This is a genomic window from Candidatus Chlorohelix allophototropha (assembly GCF_030389965.1).
Lineage (GTDB): Bacteria > Chloroflexota > Chloroflexia > Chloroheliales > Chloroheliaceae > Chlorohelix > Chlorohelix allophototropha.
In genome coordinates, this window is record NZ_CP128400.1 from 1072193 (window position 1) to 1090127 (window position 17935).

General features: G+C 47.9%; 16 protein-coding genes and 1 riboswitch. Of the genes, 8 read left to right on the forward strand and 8 right to left on the reverse strand.

The window, feature by feature from the left end; genetic code table 11:
* Positions 1–116 precede the first annotated feature (116 nt).
* The 6 genes from ribH to OZ401_RS17290 all read right to left on the reverse strand — a co-directional run bounded on the left by ribH (position 117) and on the right by OZ401_RS17290 (position 8532).
* Positions 117–608 (reverse strand): 6,7-dimethyl-8-ribityllumazine synthase, encoded by a 492-nt coding sequence (gene ribH, locus OZ401_RS17265; RefSeq protein WP_341471691.1) that lies wholly within the window; start codon positions 606–608, stop codon positions 117–119.
* A gap of 22 nt (positions 609–630) precedes the next feature.
* A complete protein-coding gene (gene ribB, locus OZ401_RS17270; RefSeq protein WP_341471692.1) occupies positions 631–1911 on the reverse strand; it encodes a 3,4-dihydroxy-2-butanone-4-phosphate synthase in 1281 nt (426 codons plus the stop codon).
* 60 nt (positions 1912–1971) lie between these two features.
* On the reverse strand, positions 1972–2610 hold the full coding sequence (locus OZ401_RS17275) for a riboflavin synthase (RefSeq protein ID WP_341471693.1): 639 nt from the start codon (positions 2608–2610) through the stop codon (positions 1972–1974).
* A gap of 12 nt (positions 2611–2622) precedes the next feature.
* Complete coding sequence (gene ribD, locus OZ401_RS17280) at positions 2623–3759, reverse strand: bifunctional diaminohydroxyphosphoribosylaminopyrimidine deaminase/5-amino-6-(5-phosphoribosylamino)uracil reductase RibD (protein WP_341471694.1); 1137 nt, start codon at positions 3757–3759, stop codon at positions 2623–2625.
* Between the two features lie 128 nt (positions 3760–3887).
* A riboswitch (FMN riboswitch) is annotated at positions 3888–4035 on the reverse strand.
* A gap of 125 nt (positions 4036–4160) precedes the next feature.
* Entirely contained in the window at positions 4161–5738 is a 1578-nt protein-coding gene (locus tag OZ401_RS17285) for a hypothetical protein (RefSeq protein WP_341471695.1), read from the reverse strand.
* Between the two features lie 202 nt (positions 5739–5940).
* On the reverse strand, positions 5941–8532 hold the full coding sequence (locus tag OZ401_RS17290; RefSeq protein ID WP_341471696.1) for a hypothetical protein: 2592 nt from the start codon (positions 8530–8532) through the stop codon (positions 5941–5943).
* Between the two features lie 791 nt (positions 8533–9323).
* Between OZ401_RS17290 and OZ401_RS17295 the strand changes: the two genes are divergently transcribed.
* The 4 genes from OZ401_RS17295 to OZ401_RS17310 all read left to right on the forward strand — a co-directional run bounded on the left by OZ401_RS17295 (position 9324) and on the right by OZ401_RS17310 (position 11852).
* Positions 9324–9854, forward strand: coding sequence for a GNAT family N-acetyltransferase (locus tag OZ401_RS17295; protein WP_341471697.1), 531 nt, complete (start codon positions 9324–9326; stop codon positions 9852–9854).
* Between the two features lie 134 nt (positions 9855–9988).
* Positions 9989–10525, forward strand: a complete 537-nt coding sequence (locus OZ401_RS17300) for a YceI family protein (RefSeq protein WP_341471698.1) — start codon at positions 9989–9991, stop codon at positions 10523–10525.
* A gap of 127 nt (positions 10526–10652) precedes the next feature.
* A complete protein-coding gene (locus OZ401_RS17305; protein ID WP_341471699.1) occupies positions 10653–11351 on the forward strand; it encodes a pirin family protein in 699 nt (232 codons plus the stop codon).
* Between the two features lie 54 nt (positions 11352–11405).
* A complete protein-coding gene (locus OZ401_RS17310) occupies positions 11406–11852 on the forward strand; it encodes a VOC family protein (protein WP_341471700.1) in 447 nt (148 codons plus the stop codon).
* A gap of 22 nt (positions 11853–11874) precedes the next feature.
* On the opposite strand, the gene OZ401_RS17315 is transcribed toward OZ401_RS17310, so the two are convergent.
* Positions 11875–12255, reverse strand: coding sequence for a hypothetical protein (locus OZ401_RS17315; protein ID WP_341471701.1), 381 nt, complete (start codon positions 12253–12255; stop codon positions 11875–11877).
* A gap of 199 nt (positions 12256–12454) precedes the next feature.
* Between OZ401_RS17315 and OZ401_RS17320 the strand changes: the two genes are divergently transcribed.
* On the forward strand, positions 12455–13666 hold the full coding sequence (locus tag OZ401_RS17320) for an alpha-hydroxy acid oxidase (RefSeq protein ID WP_341471702.1): 1212 nt from the start codon (positions 12455–12457) through the stop codon (positions 13664–13666).
* Positions 13667–13812: 146 nt separating this feature from the next.
* Here OZ401_RS17320 and OZ401_RS17325 read toward each other — a convergent pair whose 3' ends face one another.
* Positions 13813–14046 (reverse strand): hypothetical protein, encoded by a 234-nt coding sequence (locus OZ401_RS17325; protein WP_341471703.1) that lies wholly within the window; start codon positions 14044–14046, stop codon positions 13813–13815.
* Between OZ401_RS17325 and OZ401_RS17330 the strand changes: the two genes are divergently transcribed.
* The 3 genes from OZ401_RS17330 to OZ401_RS17340 are packed head-to-tail and all read left to right on the forward strand — an operon-like array spanning position 14011 to position 17925.
* Positions 14011–15306 carry a glycosyltransferase family 2 protein gene (locus OZ401_RS17330; RefSeq protein ID WP_341471704.1) on the forward strand — a complete coding sequence of 432 codons (1296 nt, stop codon included), beginning with the start codon at positions 14011–14013 and terminating at the stop codon, positions 15304–15306. The genes OZ401_RS17325 and OZ401_RS17330 overlap by 36 nt on opposite strands.
* A complete protein-coding gene (locus tag OZ401_RS17335) occupies positions 15296–16543 on the forward strand; it encodes a glycosyltransferase family 2 protein (protein ID WP_341471705.1) in 1248 nt (415 codons plus the stop codon). The genes OZ401_RS17330 and OZ401_RS17335 overlap by 11 nt, the downstream gene beginning before the upstream one ends.
* Positions 16540–17925 (forward strand): glycosyltransferase family 2 protein, encoded by a 1386-nt coding sequence (locus tag OZ401_RS17340; protein WP_341471706.1) that lies wholly within the window; start codon positions 16540–16542, stop codon positions 17923–17925. The genes OZ401_RS17335 and OZ401_RS17340 overlap by 4 nt, the downstream gene beginning before the upstream one ends.
* Positions 17926–17935: the final 10 nt, after the last annotated feature.

The window sequence follows — 17935 nt, forward strand, 5'->3', positions numbered from 1 at the left end:
TTAATGTAAGCCCTAGCTAGGCGGTTCGTGCCATATCCTGAGCACAGACAAACCGACGAACCGCCTCTATCGTGGGGATGAAATTTTACAAATCTGGTTCAGAAAGGCATGTCGGGTTAGCCGATTAGTTGCTTACTAGCTACGGGTTCGATACTTCTAAGCAAATTCGCCATTTCTAAAGCTGAAGCCGCGGCATCGCAGCCTTTGTTACCAGCCTTTGTTCCGGCGCGTTCCACCGCTTGCTCAATCGTATTGGTGGTAAGCACGCCAAAGATACAAGGTACTCCGGTTTGCAGGGATGTTTGCGCCAAACCGCTCGCCACATTGCCTGCCACATAATCAAAATGGGGGGTTGCGCCTTTTATCACCACCCCAAGCCCGATAACAGCAGCGTATCGTCCACTTTCCGCCATTTTCTTTGCCACCATCGGGATTTCAAATGCACCCGGCACGTAAGCTGTATCAATATTGCTCTCGGCTACGCCATGCCGCCGCAACGTATCTTTTGCGCCCTCCAGAAGATTTTGCCCGATAGCGTAGTTAAAGCGAGCAATAATTATCCCAAAGCGCATGTCGCGCCCATCCATTGTGCCCTCGTAAATCGCCATTTACCTTCCTCTTTAAATAAAATTAGTTTGCAACGCTCACTGTCAGTTGTCGTAAGTCAAGCTCATGCCCCATCTTTTCACGCTTAGTCTGAAGATATACCAGATTTTCGGGAGTAGGCGCTATCTCCAACGGTACGCGCTCAATAATAGAAATGCCGTGTTGCTGTAACTCGCTGATTTTGTGCGGGTTGTTGGTCAATAACCGAATTGAAAGAGCGTTGAGATCGCGTAGAATTGCCGCCGCCGCCGAATAATCGCGCATATCCGGCGAGAAACCCAGTTTCAGATTCGCCTCGATGGTGTCCAACCCTTGTTCTTGCAAGGCATAGGCAGCAATTTTACTGGCAAGCCCAATCCCGCGCCCTTCCTGCGGCAAGTACAGCACCAAGCCGTTGCCATCCTGTGCGACCAATTGCAAAGAGCGTTCTAGTTGCGGTCCGCAATCGCAGCGCAAGCTCCCGAAAACATCCCCGGTGAGACATTCGCTGTGTACTCTCACCAAGGGATTTCCATTACGCGGGTCAAATTTTGCGCCGATAAGCGCCATGATTTGTGCCCCGCTACTCTCCTCGCGATAAATAACCGAGCGGAACACTCCGGCGGAAGTGGGCAATTTAGCTTCGGCTACTTTGGTGACAAGGGAAGTTTTAACCGCCTGCACCAGATGGAGGCGTGTTTCCTTTTCGAGACGATAGGCTATCAGGTCGGCTATGCTGATTATACGCAGCCCATGACGTTGGGCAAATCGCTTCAGATAGGGCAAACGCGCCATTGTACCGTCCGGCTTCATAATTTCACAGATAACCCCGGCAGGAGTCAAACCCGCCAGCAACGCCATATCTACCACCGCTTCGGTATGCCCGTTGCGGGCTAGCACGCCGCCTTCCTGAGCGCGCAAGGGGAAAATATGACCGGGACGCACGATTTCTTGTGGTTTCGTGGCAGGGTCAATTGCCTTTTTGATGGTAACAGCACGATCAGCCGCCGAAATTCCGGTGGTTACACCGTCACGCGCTTCAATCGAGACAGTGAAAGCAGTAGCATGTGATGCGCCGTTGGCTTCTGGCGCAACCATGAGCGGAATGCCAAGCTGATCTAGCCGTTTCCCGGTCATGGAAAGACAAATTAAGCCGCGCCCGAAACGCGCCATAAAATTAATAGCTTCAGGTGTAACCATTTCCGCCGCAAGGCACAAATCGCCTTCATTTTCGCGGTCGTAATCGTCCACCACCACCACCATTTTCCCGGCTTTGAAATCATCCAGTGCCGCTTCAATTTCTGCTTCCCAATTGCGTTTTGTCATGCCGCATTTCCCCCATACTTGTGAATTTATGATAAACCGATTAAGGTTGAATATTCGTAGTTATGTTAACTTGCGCTCTAATTCGGCGATTCTCGCCTCCAGCGCAGCAATACGCGCCCCCGCGATATTCTCAAGATATTTACCCATCACATCCACCTCAAGGTTGGCGCGATAGCCGACCTGCACATTTCCCATCACCAGCATTTTCTGGGAATGGGGAATTAGCGTCAGGCTGAAGGTATCCGGTGTAGTGGTTACCACCGTCAGGCTCGCCCCATCCAGCGCCACAAAACCTTTTGGCACGATATAGGGCATAAACTCCGGTGCAACCTTGAAGTAAAAGTTCAATGCCTCGCCTTCCGGCTCGATACGGGTTACAGTGGCGATACCGTCCACATGCCCCTGCAAATAATGACCGCCCACCGGCGCACCTGCTCTGGCAGAACGCTCAAGGTTTACCGGGCTACCGACCGTTAAATTGCCCAAGTTGGTGCGGCGCAGCGTTTCCGGCACAGCTTCAATCGTAAAACTGTTTTGGTCAAAACTAATAACCGTCAGGCACACACCGTTTACCGCAATGCTATGCCCGATTTCGATGCCACCCAACGCTAGTTTGCCACCCAAAGTAAAGCAGGTTGCGCCCTCGCGTTTTTCCAACACCACTACTTCGCCCAGTTCTTCGACAATTCCGGTGAACAAACTTTCCTCTCCTTATTCCTCCGGCAACCACGCTTCAACCAGCAAATCAACGCCGGATTGACGGTATGCTACTTTCCCAAATTGCAAAGCTTCACGCATAAAGTTAACCCCCACGCCTCCCATCGGACCGGGCGCAACCAACCCGCCCGCCACTTTCGGCGCAATAAATGCCCACACTTTGTTTATCAGCGGACGCGGTGGGGAAAAGAAAAAGCTGGACATCAACTCGCCCCCACCCTCTAATAGCGAAAGCAAATGACCCCTGCGCCCAAGCTCTTCGAGAAGTGCCAATAGATCAACCCTTACGGAACTATCTTGCTCTAACAACAGGGTTTCCATACCTTTAGCCTCAAAAGCCTTGCGCAATTCTGGATTTATTTGAGCGGTAGTGACGAGTATTGCGCCGGGACGTACTACTTTTGCGGTAATGGGGATGCGTCCTCTACTGTCCAGCACCACCGGAACAGGTTGGTGTGGGAGCCTACCCTCCATATATGAAGCGGGTAAGCGCGCCGTCAGCAAAGGGTCGTCCGCCAGTACAGTGCCGGCACCAACGATAATAGAATCACACTCGTCCCGCAATTTGTACACTTCCTGTCGTGATGCTTCGCACGACACCCAACGGCTATCGCCCGTAACGGTAGCTATCTTGCCATCCAAAGTCATGGCGTACTTGGCGATAACATAAGGACGGCGCGTTTTTAGCCAATGAAAGAAAGGAGCGTGCGCTTCGATAGCTTCTTCCTGAAGTAAACCAAAATATACATCGATTCCGGCATTATGCAGCACCTCAGCCCCCCCTTGCATCTTGGGATTTGGATCAGCCGCCGCATAAAAGACGCGCTTGATACCCGCCTTTATAATCGCTTCCGTACAAGGCGGAGTTCGTCCGTAGGAAGCACACGGCTCTAAAGTTACATAGAGCGTGCCGCCTCTTGCCCGTTCACCCGCCATACCCAAAGCTACGACTTCGGCGTGTGCCTGTCCCGGTGGCATAGTAAAGCCTTCACCCACCCTATTTCCGGCTTCATCCACTATAACCGCACCCACCGCCGGGTTGGGAGAACTACGCCCACGCCCCATTTGCCCCAACTCAAGGGCACGTTTCATATGTGTTATATCAACTTCGGTAAAGCTATCGCTCATCATGAGTTTTTCACCAAAATAAAAAGGACGTGAAGGTTGGCAAGCCTTCACGCCCCAAAAATAGCTCTAAGTAGTTGCGCCGAAATATAAAAAGGCGCAACCCCATAAACCAGTTACAGGCATGTCAGGCGCCGAACCTTCTTTCATCCGGACTATACCGTCGGCATCGGAGTCTCTCCGATTCATGCTTTCACGCTAACGCGCTACAGGCTCGCGGGCTATACCGCCGATCAGGAATTGGTAGGACAAAACCTACCGCACCATGCCCTGAAGGTCAGGGCGCAACATGGTATTCATTTGTTGTTTTCGTCACAATTATATGCCTGTTTCTCGCCACAAGTCAAGACCTGTGCAATGCTCAATCCGTTAATAACGGGTTAGAAAACAGGCTTTGATAATAATTCTCAAGGCAGTATCTTGAAAGTTACCCGCGCATAGCGATTTACATCGGCTAGAGCATTCACCGTATAAGTATAATCCCCCGGTACAATTTCAGAGGTAGGATGAATATCATCAAGAGGTCTTATGGTATCCAAGTACGAACCTTGAGCATTTGTAAAAGGTTTGTAATAAGCAGTACCGCCAATGTTTTTAGGGGTTTTGAGGGTAAAGTTTAGCTGTTCATCTGGCTTAAATCCCACAATAATAAACCAGAAAATTGTATCCGTTTTGCCAGCCGTATTGATTTGGAGAATGGTTGGTTTTGTTGCGGGGGGATCTAGCCAAATGTAGGCGTTGCCGGTTTTACCACTAGATGAGGTGAGCTTGTAAGTCCACATTCCGCTTTTATAAGCCAGTTTCGTTTCAAGAGTAGTGTTTACATCTCCGTTAGCGGTTGCAGTAAGGTTAATAGCAGTTCCGGCATTACCATCAGGGTCAATCGGAGTAACCGTTACTTTGTCATTAGCATTGGCTTTCCAGCCCAACAGCAAGTACATTCCGGCAGGACCGCATTTGGGCAGCAAGGAAGCATCGCTGGAGGGAAGGTTATTACAACTGCTGGTAGTGCCCGATGTAGGCGTAGGTGTGGGAGTAGTATCCACCACCGGAATGTCGTATTTCGGGCTGTAGCGCCAGTTAAAATAGTGCCGCCCCACATTGCCCATTTCTACCTGAAAGCCGGAAGGATTTGAGGACGTGTAAGTAAGCACTCGTCTCTCAAAAGCCTGCACCAGCACATCCTTTACCTGCCCTGCCAACGTTACGCTTGTCCAATAGGCATCGGTTATAGGTAATCCCGTGGCATCCAGCCATGGCGCGAGTGGGTTATCGCCTAACACAGGCTGATTATCCACCAGCTTGCCGTTGATATAAACATTACCCTTCTGATTCAGAAAATTCCAGAAAACATCGGGAATGTTGTGTTTTAGCCCGGTGCCGTCAAAATATACGTATTTCGCCAGTTTTCCAAGCGTGGTGTTTGCACCAACGTTGCCGCTTTTATCAAGGGTATCGCTGGCGGCTTGCCCGGTGCGGTCGCGGGAGGGATTGTCATTGTTGAGGCTGGCAAGATTGGCAAAGCTGGCGTAAGTTGGCGCATTATTGTTCGCCTGATCTCCCGCTATCGGTATATCATCTGCTGCCTGCCGCTGAATATAAACAGCGTCTCCGATTGCCAACTTTCCTGAAATCAACTCTCGTACCAACAAGCCATTAGTAACCTGACCGTTAGCAAGGTTATTAATCTCCATGCGGGCTTTATCAAAATAAAGCACCTGACGATTTCCGCCGGGACTTTGAGCATAAGCCTCAGTCACGCCGTTTGAGGGTTGGAAAGATTCTGGTCCCCACAGCCAACTACGGGTGGGCTTGGCAGTAATATCACTCACAGGTTTGTCGGCGCGTTGCCATTTGCTCTTGAAGGGATCATTGGGGAAGGTGGGTTCTGCTTTTGCTACCTGTGGCGCAACCAAAGAAAAAAGCAGAAACAGGCAAATTGAAAGTTGCACAGGGATTACAAGTCCCTTTCGTACCATACGCATTGAACAGAATCTCCTCTCTGCGGTGGATAATACAAGTCTAATTGCGTGATAATTGGGGACCCGTGCAGATTTTATCTCTTATCAAGCAAATGTTCAACCTACCGATCACAAAATTACAAACTGTGGTATACAAAAGCGACTCTCTACCAAGAGAGTCGCCTTTGATTTTGGTCTAAACCTGACTAACTATTACGAAACTAGTCTAGAAGGCAAAGGTCACATTTGGGTTAGTATTAACGTTCTGACCTAACTCTTTCCGAACGTTATTATAAGTAGCGCTAAAGCTGTAGCCGACGGGCAACAACTCCATGCTAACTTTACCATTAGTATCGGTTGTACCAAGATTCTTCCAACCATTCGCATAATATTGGACTGGAACAGTCTGAGCCGGATTCCCACCTGCAGCAGTTACTGAAACAGCCACATTCGCGGTTTGGAAGGTAACGGTTTGAGTGAGAGGAGTAAGGCTAATTGCTTGACCCTTCTCCTGTCGTGCTCCAACATAGTTCATCGCGAAGCTGTAGCCGACTGGCAACAATTCCTTGTTAGCTACACCATTGCTGATAGCGCCAAAGGTTTTCCAGCCATTCGCATAATATTCAACTGTTCCAGCATCACTATGCAAACCATTGCTGCTATCCCGTAACTCCACCTGCACATTTGCGGTTTGGAAGGTAACGGTTTGAGTGAGAGGAGTAAGGCTAATTGCTTGACCCTTCTCCTGACGCGCTCCAACATAGTTCATCGCGAAGCTGTAGCCGACTGGCAACAATTCCTTGTTAGCTACACCATTGCTGATAGCGCCAAAGGTTTTCCAGCCATTCGCATAATATTCAACTGTTCCAGCGTCACTATGCAAACCATTGCTGCTATCCCGTAACTCCACCTGCACATTCGTGGTTTGGAAGGTAACGGTTTGAGTGAGAGGAGTAAGGCTAATTGCTTGACCCTTCTCCTGTCGTGCTCCAACATAGTTCATCGCGAAGCTGTAGCCGACTGGCAACAATTCTTTGTTAGCTACACCATTGCTGATAGCGCCAAAGGTTTTCCAGCCATTCGCATAATATTCAACTGTTCCAGCATCACTATGCAAACCATTGCTGCTATCCCGTAACTCCACCTGCACATTTGCGGTTTGGAAGGTAACGGTTTGAGTGAGAGGAGTAAGGCTAATTGCTTGACCCTTCTCCTGTCGTGCTCCAACATAATTCATCGCGAAGCTATAGCCGACTGGCAACAATTCCATACTGATTTTACCGCCGATGGTTGTTCCAGTCCCAAAGGTTTTCCAACCATTGGCATAATATTGCACTGTTCCAGCAGCATCGGTGAGCCACTTATTAGCGCTATCTTTTAACTCCACAGTTACTAGACTAGTCTTGAACGTCACAATCGGGTTAGTTGCGATATTCTGTGAGATCTCCTGCCTTGCCCCCGCGTAATTCATCGCGAAGGAAAGGTTAGGACTTACCAAGCCGTCAATACCATAAACCAGTACGCCATTTGAAGTAGTAGTACCTGCTATATTCTTCCAGCCGTTGAGATAATACTGGGCAGTACCACTGGCAAGACCATAATAACCGCCATGGTCAACTAGTTTTACAACCAACATGGTTTGAGTAATTGCAGCGCTACCAACAGTAATTTGTACTTGATTGTTATCGAACTGGAAGTAGTAGTTGCCCGGCAACAGATTCATTGTTGGTTTACTAAAGGGAGCCCAACCTAACTGATAGTATTTGATACTACCACTGTACTGGTATGTAACCGCAGTGGTGGTAAATACTACAGGAAGAGCATTTGCCTTACTAATATCATAATTAGCGAAGGTTTGCCGACCGTTGTTGTAGGTCATCTCGAAGTAGTAACTACCCGGTAGCAATTCCTGAGTAGTGTTGGCAGGACCAAAATTCGCCCAGCCTAGCTGATAGTAACGCACTGTGCCAGTATTTGCATCAGCCAGCGCTGTTCCATCCGCTTTTGTCAAACTTACCGTAGTCGCTACGGTCTTGAAAACAACGGTTTCAGTGGTTGCATTTTCAGTTGTAGGTATCTTGTAATTGGCGAAGGTTTGCCGACCGTTGTTGTAGGTCATCTCGAAGTAGTAACTACCCGGTAGCAGTTCCTGAGTAGTGTTGGCAGCCCCAAAATCCTTCCACCCTAGCTGGTAGTAGCGTACTGTGCCACCGCTAAGCTCGACTCCTCCTGCCGTTGCCAATTGCACTTTCGTGGCTACTGTTTGGAACTTGACTACATTATCCGTTGCCGAAATAGTGTAATTGGCGAAGGTCTGGCGACCGTTGTTGTAGGTCATTTCGAAGTAGTAGCTACCCGGTAGCAATTCCTGAGTAGTGTTGGCAGGACCAAAATTCGCCCAGCCTAGCTGATAGTAACGCACTGTGCCATCCCCAGAATCCGGAGTTATTGGCGTATTCTTCGAATCTACCAGACTAACTGTTGTAGCAACTGTCTGAAATATTACAGTTTTTTCGGTAACAGAAACATTAGGCTTTGTTTGCCGACCATTGTTGTAGGTCATTTCATAGTAAAGGCTGTTAGCGCTAGTATAGACCATCCAAGAGTTGGTAGCGCTATCAAATGTTGCATCTTTCCAGTTTCCATCATAATAGCGGAGACTCGCCCCGCTGGTAATCTCGTTACCTTTACTATCCTGCAACTTAACAGTGACAGTAGTCTGTGGAGCAGCCTGAATTACTACAGTACCTGCTGCTATAAAAAGCAGCGCCAAAAACGCTGCTCCGGCAATAGCCAACGACCTTCTCAACCTAAACATAATGGCTCCTTTCAATGGGGTCAAAATAATGCTACCTAATTGTCTTTGCTTGTGCTGTATTCCCAACTAAAAGTAAAGATATATCTTCTTCGGTTTTAGACTGAGCTTAAAAATTAAACCATTTCAATCGGATACTTGAATGAAACGATTAGATTTAACGCACATGTCTAAAACTCGGTTATGTATGATTCACAACCAGCCATTGTCCACAGTTCTATTATTTTTTGCTTATTATTAGGAAAGAAATGATGTGATTTTAAATAATAAATAGCTAATGTAAATTTGTTTACATAATTACTTATTCTTTTTTTCTTGGTGATTATTAATATTTGATTAAATGATTGTAGTACAAAGCGACAAAATACCTTGATTTCTGCTCAAATGGCAAACTGAGCAAAGCTATCTAATAAACCCCCATAGCCCGATTTTGTAATCATTTCATAATGATTTAAATATTTTCATAAAAATGATATGTGAGACGTTAAGCATATATTGTAGCATGAGCTACAACCCACATTGATTTAATAAATTGTAACCTGATTATTTATCTCAAGTAAACACTTGGTGAAAGAATGTTTACTAATATATGAGGAGTCATAAGTCGTTCAAGAAGTAAACGTCTAATTCAATTACAAGCAATTAATTGTCGTAATTAATTATTACTAAAAGGGGATTTATTAATTTTGGCTTTGAACAGTTTTCATTTATATTCAAATCGCAATTAATACGAATTGGACTGATACATCTGCTAAAATAACTAAATTGGAAATAGTTAAAGCAACGGGAGCAAAATGGAAAATCAACCAATCATAACAACCTATTTGCAAATGCTAAAAGCGGAAGAATTTATTCCCGCCTTCATAAAAGACTCCCAGTTATCAATTGTGCAAGCTTGTGAGCCTTTGCCCGCCTTCTACCGCTTCCTGTATGGCACGGTTGGGCGCGATTACCAATGGATTGACCGCTTGAGTTGGACAGACCACCAATTGAATGAGTACCTTGCATCACCCAATATCGCCATTTGGGTGGCATATTACCGTGGCACACCTGCCGGATATATCGAATTGGCAAGCGAAGCAAGCGAACCGGGCACTGAAATCGTCTATTTTGGGCTAATCCCTCAATTTCACGGGTATGGCATCGGCAAACACCTTTTGAGCTTTGGCGTACAACGCGCGTGGGAAGCACAACCCGAACGAGTATGGCTACATACCTGCACGCTGGATGGTAAATATGCGCTCAATAACTACCTCAAACGAGGGTTTAACATTTATAAAGAAGTGCTGGAACCACCCACTAATCCCAAAGTCAGCATAAATTAACAAAAATCTAACAGTTTTCTACTTGACATTATTAACTTACTTTTGTATAGTTACTATGTAATAGTAAGTTGTTCTGCTGAGTAAGCAGTCCACATCATAAAATCTTATAAATATAACCAAGGAGACGAGATACAATGACCTGGGCAATTGATACTTCACATACTAATGCTGCATTTGCTGTAAAACACTTAATGATTTCCACCGTGCGCGGACGTTTCGGCGCGGTAGCCGGTACGATTGAATTTGATCCCGCCAACCCTACGGCTGCTACCGTAGAAGCCACCGCCGATGTTACCAGCATTGATACCCGCGATGAAAAGCGCGATGGTCACTTGAAATCCCCCGATTTCTTTGATGTAGAAAACTACCCGACCATCACCCTCAAGAGCAAAAAGGTTGATGTAGCCGGTGAGAATGAGTTTAAAGTAACCTCCGATCTGACTATTCACGGGATTACTAAAGAAGTAGTGTTCGATGTAGAATTTCTAGGTACCGCTAACGGACCATGGGGCGATCATCGGGCTGCTTTTACTGCTAAAACCAGCGTTAGCCGCAAGGATTTTGGCTTAAATTGGAACGTGGCGCTCGAAACCGGTGGTGTACTAGTAGGCGATAAGGTCACTATTGAGCTTGAAGTAGAGGCTTTAAAACTGGCGCCAGCCGCTGCCTAAGCGTTTCTCTATAAAATAAAATACCGGGAAATTGATAGGAGCGACCCGGTTTGGGTCGCTCTTTCTTATTGAAAACTAAGAAATAACAATAAATTATAGAACCCAATATAATAAAAAGGAGTAGAAAATGATAACGCTGCGCAAAGCAGATGAACGAGGACATATGAATTATGGCTGGCTAGATACCCGACACACCTTCTCATTTTCCGAATATTATGACCCACAACATATGGGCTTTCGGCAATTACGAGTCATAAACCAAGATCGGGTAAAGCCCGCTATGGGATTCCCAACCCACCCGCACCGTGATATGGAAATAATTTCCTATGTGCTGGACGGCGCGTTAGAACATAAAGATAGTATGGGCAACGGCTCGGTTATTCGTCCCGGCGATGTGCAACGGATGAGCGCGGGTTCCGGCATAACTCACAGCGAATATAACCATTCTAAGGATGATTTAGTACATTTCCTGCAAATCTGGCTTATACCGGAACGCAAGGGTATAACTCCCGGATACGAGCAGAAGTATTTTACAGAGAGTGACAAACGCGGCAAACTACGGTTGGTAGCCTCTCCGAATGGTCAGGACGATTCGGTATCCATCAACCAAGATGTAAGCCTTTACGCCGCACTGCTTGAAAGCGGGGAGTATTTGGAGTACAAAACACCGGATAATCGCTATACATGGGTACAAGTAGCGCGAGGCGAGCTTATGTTGAATGAGCATTTTCTTAAAGAAGGCGATGGCGTAGCCGCATCCCCCGGTGAATTGCTCAAATTGGTAGGCGAGGAAAAAGCCGAAATTCTATTATTTGATCTGTTCTAAATACTAACTGCGACAGTGTTAAGCTATACGCCAAAAATGATTGAGGATAAAGCTATGCAAGTTAAAGAACTCGGACATGTGGTGCTGTTCGTGCGCAACCTTGAAAAATCGGTGCGTTTCTATGGGGAGATTTTAGGCTTTCCCCAAATAAAAATCGAGATGCCCCAAGCAGCAATGTTTACTACCGGACGCACCCACCATGAATTATTGCTAATCGAAGTAGGCGCACAAGTTCCGGCGGCAGCACGGGGTTATCGCGCCGGTTTGTATCATATAGGCTTGAAAGTGGGCGACACCCTCGAAGAATTGAAGGCTGCCAAACAGGATTTGGAAAAAGCGGGTGTGAGAATTGTAGGAATGAGTGATCACTACGTCACCAAGAGCATTTATCTGCTAGACCCGGATGACAACGAAATAGAAATATACGTTGACTCTGATCCTGAACTCTGGCGAAAAGACCCTACTGCCGTAGCCGCCCCCACCAGACCGCTCTATTTATGAATTTCAGCGTTAGCCGGAACCGCTATTCTACCCGGTTCCGGTTGCGCCGCAACGACAAAAAGCCGCTTACTAAAAACAAGGTTGCGCCAAGGGTTGCCAAGGAAGCTTCCAGCAAACCGTCTTTCTTCTCAAAAATAATATAGAGTTGCGCCTGCGACCAAAAATAAGCTCCCGGCAAGCCCAATAGAACCTGCACAAAACCGCCTAGTACCGGCTTTTTTATAGAACGCCACACGCCCCAAGTACCTAATAAGGCGGGTAAAGCGATAAAAATTGCGCCCTGTCCGAAATTAGCTACTACAGGAGTAGGGCTTGGACTGGCGCTAAGACCGATCAGCGCCCATACTACCAGCAAAATAAAGCCTCCGAAAAAGCCCGGAAAATAGATTTTTATTCTTTCCATTTTTACACTTTAAGCTAGAATTTTTACAGATTCCATCTTACCATGTCACTGTATGAAGTTGGTGCAGTTAAGTCTCGATTTACAAAAAACCTTCCTTCTCCCACCGAATAAATGATATTTGGGCGGATTTGGGCTAAAATACTGTTATGTTTCGGAATAGTCCCGGCAGTATTATTTGAAAACAGAAGGAGTTTACCTCATGACTACCCGACGCTTACCGCGCTGGTCAGAATTGAAAACACTTATACGCCCCCAGCCTATCCAGCTTAACCCGGTAACACGGCGTTTGTCGAAAGCAGTCACCATTAATGATTTGCGGCAGATAGCGCGTCGACAAGTTCCAAAAGCCGTTTTCGACTATGTAGATGGCGCTGCCGAGGAAGAAATCAGTTTGCAACGAGCGCGAGAAGCTTTTCGCCGAGTTGAGTTTCTGCCCTCCATTTTGCAAGATGTTTCCAAAGTGGATACCTCAACCACCATCCTCGGTAAACGTAGCGAATTGCCCCTGATTTTTGCGCCTACCGGCTTCACCCGTATGATGAATCACGAAGGCGAAATTGCAGTCGGCAAGGTAGCCAACCGCGCGGGCATACCCTATGCCATTTCCACAATGGGTACAACCTCGCTAGAAGTGTTGGCTGAAACTGTGCCAAATGCGCGGCGTTGGTTCCAGCTTTATCTTTGGAAAGACCGTGCCGCCAGCCGAGATTTGATTGCACGGGCAGCGGCAGCCGGATACGAAGCGCTTGTCCTCACGGTAGATACGCCCATCGCCGGTTCAAGGCAACGTGATGTCCGCAACGGCTTGACCATACCACCCGCGCTCACCCTTAAAACCATGTTCGATAGCGCACTGCATCCGGAATGGTGGATTAATATGTTCACCACCGAACCGCTCAGTTTCGCCTCGTTGAACTCATGGAACGGGACAGTGGCGGAATTGGTAGCGGTGATGTTCGATCCCTCTGCCAGTTTTGCAGACTTAGAATGGCTGAGAAACGAGTGGAAAGGATCGTTGGTAGTTAAGGGAATCCAGAATATCGCTGACGCAAAAAAGACAACCGAGTTGGGCGCAGATGCCATAGTAGTCTCCAATCACGGCGGGAGGCAACTGGATCGCGCTCCCACTCCGCTGGAACAATTGCCGCGTATAGTAGAGGCAGTCGGAGATAAAACCGAAATCTATCTGGATGGCGGAATATTGAGCGGCGCAGATATTCTGGCAGCGGTAGGACTGGGGGCACGTGCCTGTATGGTGGGACGTGCTTATCTGTACGGCTTGATGGCAGGCGGTGAGCGGGGCGTACAACGTGCCACCGATATTCTGAGCATCGAAATGCACAAAACTTTGCAACTTCTGGGAATCAAATCTATTTCTGAACTAAACGCCGAGCGGGTAAGAATCAAGTAGGATAGATATAATTGCCCGCAAAAACCAAAACCCATAAGATTCGATTTGAAAGGGGCGGTTCTCAAACCGCCTTTTGTTTGCTGCCCTATCCTCCGGTTTATAGCATCCCCACGAGAGTGCGTCTAGTTGTGTTCGTGTGAACACCCTCACGCCTTTTTACTAATCCCCTTGCAATAACCTTTTAGCATTGTTACAATCGAACATAGCGGTGCAGCGTAGCTTTGTGCGGCATCGCTGATACTGTAACAGCATTTCGTAGCAGCTTGTATCGTCAGTGGCGCGGGAAAGCAGAAAACGCCCTTTAGCCCCTCGCCTGTTACGCCTAAAGTTAAGGAGTGATGGTCTTGACCGTCAAAGTTCTGGAAGTAGATGTAGCTCAACCTCTACCCTCTTTCACTGATCACGATATTGAACGCTATCCCTTTGTGCAAATACTGGTGCGAAAACATGGGCAGCCAGTTGGTTATACTTGGATACATGCCCGCAGTCAACACTTTTTGCGAGAAGAGTTTATCCGGATCGAAATTGAAAGACAACTATACGACAGCTTCAACCGTATAGAACTGGAACGACAGCTTGGAACGCAACCGATTGGCGTGTGGAAAGATACACCTTACAACTGGCCCAGCGTCACAGTAGGTTTATGTACACGAGGACGACCGGAGAGCCTCGAACGTGCCCTCAAATCGCTGCTGCTGCTGGATTATCCCACCGACAAGCTTGAAGTGCTGGTGGTAGATAACGCTCCACCCGATGATGCTACCGAAAAAGTGGTGGCGCACTTCCCCCAATTCAGCTATGTGGTAGAGCCACGACCGGGGCTAGATTGGGCACGTAATCGCGCTATCAAAGAAGCGCAGGGTGAAATTATCGCCTACACCGATGATGATGTGGCAGTTGACAGCCTTTGGCTCAAAGCCATCGTCCGCCCCTTTGAAGAACCTAATGTAATGTGTGTTACCGGGTTGGTTGCACCTGCCGAACGTGACACCGACGCGCAGAACTGGTTCGAGGAATACAACGGCTTTGGCAAAGGCTTCGAGAAACGTTACTACGTGCCAGGTATGCGGCGAAATTGGGCTTTCTTCCCACTTGGCTCTGGTGGTTTTGGTACTGGCGCAAACATGGCATACCGCAAAAGTCTGTTTGAGCGTGTGGGCGGCTTCGATGAGGCGCTAGATGTTGGTACTCCCACGCATGGGGCAGGTGATCTTGAAATGTATTACCGCACCCTACATAATGGCTTCACCCTAGTATATGAACCACAAGCGCTAATCTGGCATTATCATCGCCGCGATTACAAAGTGCTGAAAGGGCAAATTCGGGATTGGGGGCGAGGTGTTTACGCCTTTTGGACTAAAGTTTTTCTTACAGACCCGGATATGCGCTGGTTGGCATTGTGGTTTGGAATAGTGTGGTACTGGCGCGGTTTCCTCAAACGCCTAATCAAACGGGGTGGTTCTCATCGCAACCTCCGTATTGGTGAAGCAATTGGCGCACTGCAAGGTCCGACTGCTTATATACTTGCCCGCCGTAAAGCGAATCGCATCGCCGCTGCAACATGGCCCGAAACCACAGTGCGACGGGGCGTACCGACTACCCATTCCTCCGATATTATACTAAAAGTGCATGGCAACTAAAGTCGTTGAAATTGAACTGAATAAATTCGCTACACTAAACCTAGCAGAACTAGATTTATCCAAATACGGTGCGTTGCAAATATTAGTACGGCAGGCAGGCAAACCGCTCGGTTACTGCTGGATTAAGCTAACGGAAACTGCCACTCCTCCACCACCTGACGAAATAGCCTTGCAAACCGCTTACCAGTTAAACACTCCAATTATGCTGGATATGTTACGCAAGGATTTATTAAGCCACAATGGTTTGCCCCAACCCTACTTACCGCACGTCACCGTTGCAATCTGCACACGCGGGCGCAAAGATAGCCTTTTCAGAACACTGGAATCGCTTGCCAAGCTCGATTATCCTGCCGACAAATTGGAAATTCTGATAGTCGAAAACGCGCCGGAAGGAGAGGCTACCCGCCGTCAGGTTGAAGCCATGACGGGAGTACGCTATACCACAGAACCGCGCCCCGGTCTTAGCTGGGCACGCAACCGAGCCGCGCTAGAAGCTCGGCACGAAATCGTGGCATTTATTGATGATGACGTGGAAATAGATTCCGGGTGGCTCAAAGCCATCGTGCACCCCTTCGCCGAACCTAGCGTAATGTGCGTTACCGGGCTGGTTGCGCCCGCGCGCCAGGATACGCCCTCGCAAGAACTTTTTGAGGCTTTTGGCGGTCTGGGAAAAGGCTTTATGTATAAGCATATAAATATGGCATGGCAGCGCACCGCTACATTTTTTCCGCTGGGAACAGGCAACTTTGGCGCAGGCGCAAATATGGCATTCCGCACCGCTGTTATCAAAGAGTTGGGCGGTTTCGATGTAGCATTCGGAAATGGCGTTCCAAATAACGGTCACAACGATAACGAACTATTTTACAGGCTGATAAGAGCCGGATACGGGCTTGTGTACAACCCCGATGCGCTGGTTTGGCACTACCACCGCGAGGACATGAAAAGCCTCTACTACCAGATAAACGGCTATGGACACGGCACGGCTTCCTTTTTGCTAAAAACCTTTATTTCCGATCCTCCAATGCGCCGTGACACGCTGGTTTTCTGGCTATACTATCGCTTGCTTAACGCCCATCTGCTGAAAGTATTAAAAGCGCGAGGGCTAGAGCGCAAAATGCGTCTGGTTTATTTTCAAGGCTTTTTGACAGGTCCTTTCAAGTATTATCAATCCTTGCAAATCAAGAAAAAAACTATCGCCCGCTATGGCAAGGCTGGCTGGGAAAGCAAATCAGATTGAAAACCCTAGAACTAACCAAGATACGCTCGATTAAAGTATTCGAGGTAGAGCTATCCAAACCGCTTGCGCCCCTCACCGACCTACAGGGCAGCGAAGCAGTCTGGTTGCTGGTCACATTACACGGCTTGCCGGTAGGCGACGTTAAATTTTCTAATATTATACCCCGCCTTGAGCCGGATTTCCTAGTGGAGAAAATCGTAACCGAACTGGGCTGGAATATTCTGCTGCATTTGCTGGAAGATAGCCTACTGGCGCAATCCGGCTACTCAGCCCACTTTATCCCGGAAGTTACGGCAGGCGAAAAACCAGAACGCGAACGTCTTGTCAGCCTGCTGGCGAACCTGCAAACTCAAGAAGGAATTGAGCCACCTTGTATCGCTTGGAGACGCTCAAAAGCTACTTGGTCGGTCACGGTGGGCGTATGCACCCGCAACGGCGCAGCGCAGTTGGGAACTTGCCTCGATGCGCTGGAAAAAGTGGATTATCCCAACTTTGAAATTTTGGTAATAGACAATGCGCCCGAAGATGATTCCACTTGGCGAGTGGTAGAACGCTACAATTCCCCGAAAATTCGCTACCTAATTGAGCCGCGTCCGGGTGTAAGCTGGGCGCGAAATCGGGCTATCAAAGAAGCGCATGGCGATATAATTGCCTTTGCCGATGATGATGCCCGCCCTGATTCGCTCTGGCTACTCTCGCTGGTCGCAGCCTTGCAACGTCCCGCCACTAGCTTGGTGGTAGGCGCAGCGTATCCGCAGGAGATAAAAAATGAAGCGCAGGTACATTGCGCGCACAATTGGGGTCATGACAAAGGCTTTGTACGCCGCGAATATTCGCGCCGAGTGGAGGGTTTTCCGGCAAATCCTTTCAATACCAACACCTACGGTGGAGCATATAATCTGGCGGCGTGGAAGGGCGTGCTGGAAAAATTCGGGGGCTTTGATGTGACGTTGGGACGCGGCACGCTATCAGGCAGCGCGTCCGACACCGACCTTTTCTACCGCATGGTACGCGAGTACGAAGCAATTGTGTACGAACCTACTGCGCTGGTAAAAATCAGCTATCCCGATGATTTCCAATATCTGATAAAACATGATAATTTGGGAGCAAGCGGCTATTTCGCATTCCTTACAAAGTGTTTTATCAAAGAACCCAAGAACCGATTAGCCGCTCTGAAAATGGGGGTCAATGGATTTTTCGGTTGGTATTTACATCGCCTTACCAAAGAATTTAGCCTTGCCGAACTGCCCATGCTGGCGTTGCGCCTGAAGAAACTTTCGCCAGAGCAACGGATTTTACTCTCCTCAATTAAAGGTTCGCTATCTGGCCCACGTAATTATTTTAGAGCAGTAAAACGGGCAAAAGAAATTGCAAATACGTAAATATAAAGGG

Coding starts and splice junctions, on each gene's coding strand:
- ribH (WP_341471691.1), bottom strand. CDS start 608: ATGGCGATTTACGAGGGCACAATGGATGGGCGCGACATGCGCTTTGGG.
- ribB (WP_341471692.1), bottom strand. CDS start 1,911: ATGACAAAACGCAATTGGGAAGCAGAAATTGAAGCGGCACTGGATGAT.
- ribD (WP_341471694.1), bottom strand. CDS start 3,759: ATGATGAGCGATAGCTTTACCGAAGTTGATATAACACATATGAAACGT.
- OZ401_RS17285 (WP_341471695.1), bottom strand. CDS start 5,738: ATGCGTATGGTACGAAAGGGACTTGTAATCCCTGTGCAACTTTCAATT.
- OZ401_RS17290 (WP_341471696.1), bottom strand. CDS start 8,532: ATGTTTAGGTTGAGAAGGTCGTTGGCTATTGCCGGAGCAGCGTTTTTG.
- OZ401_RS17295 (WP_341471697.1), top strand. CDS start 9,324: ATGGAAAATCAACCAATCATAACAACCTATTTGCAAATGCTAAAAGCG.
- OZ401_RS17300 (WP_341471698.1), top strand. CDS start 9,989: ATGACCTGGGCAATTGATACTTCACATACTAATGCTGCATTTGCTGTA.
- OZ401_RS17305 (WP_341471699.1), top strand. CDS start 10,653: ATGATAACGCTGCGCAAAGCAGATGAACGAGGACATATGAATTATGGC.
- OZ401_RS17310 (WP_341471700.1), top strand. CDS start 11,406: ATGCAAGTTAAAGAACTCGGACATGTGGTGCTGTTCGTGCGCAACCTT.
- OZ401_RS17315 (WP_341471701.1), bottom strand. CDS start 12,255: ATGGAAAGAATAAAAATCTATTTTCCGGGCTTTTTCGGAGGCTTTATT.
- OZ401_RS17320 (WP_341471702.1), top strand. CDS start 12,455: ATGACTACCCGACGCTTACCGCGCTGGTCAGAATTGAAAACACTTATA.
- OZ401_RS17335 (WP_341471705.1), top strand. CDS start 15,296: ATGGCAACTAAAGTCGTTGAAATTGAACTGAATAAATTCGCTACACTA.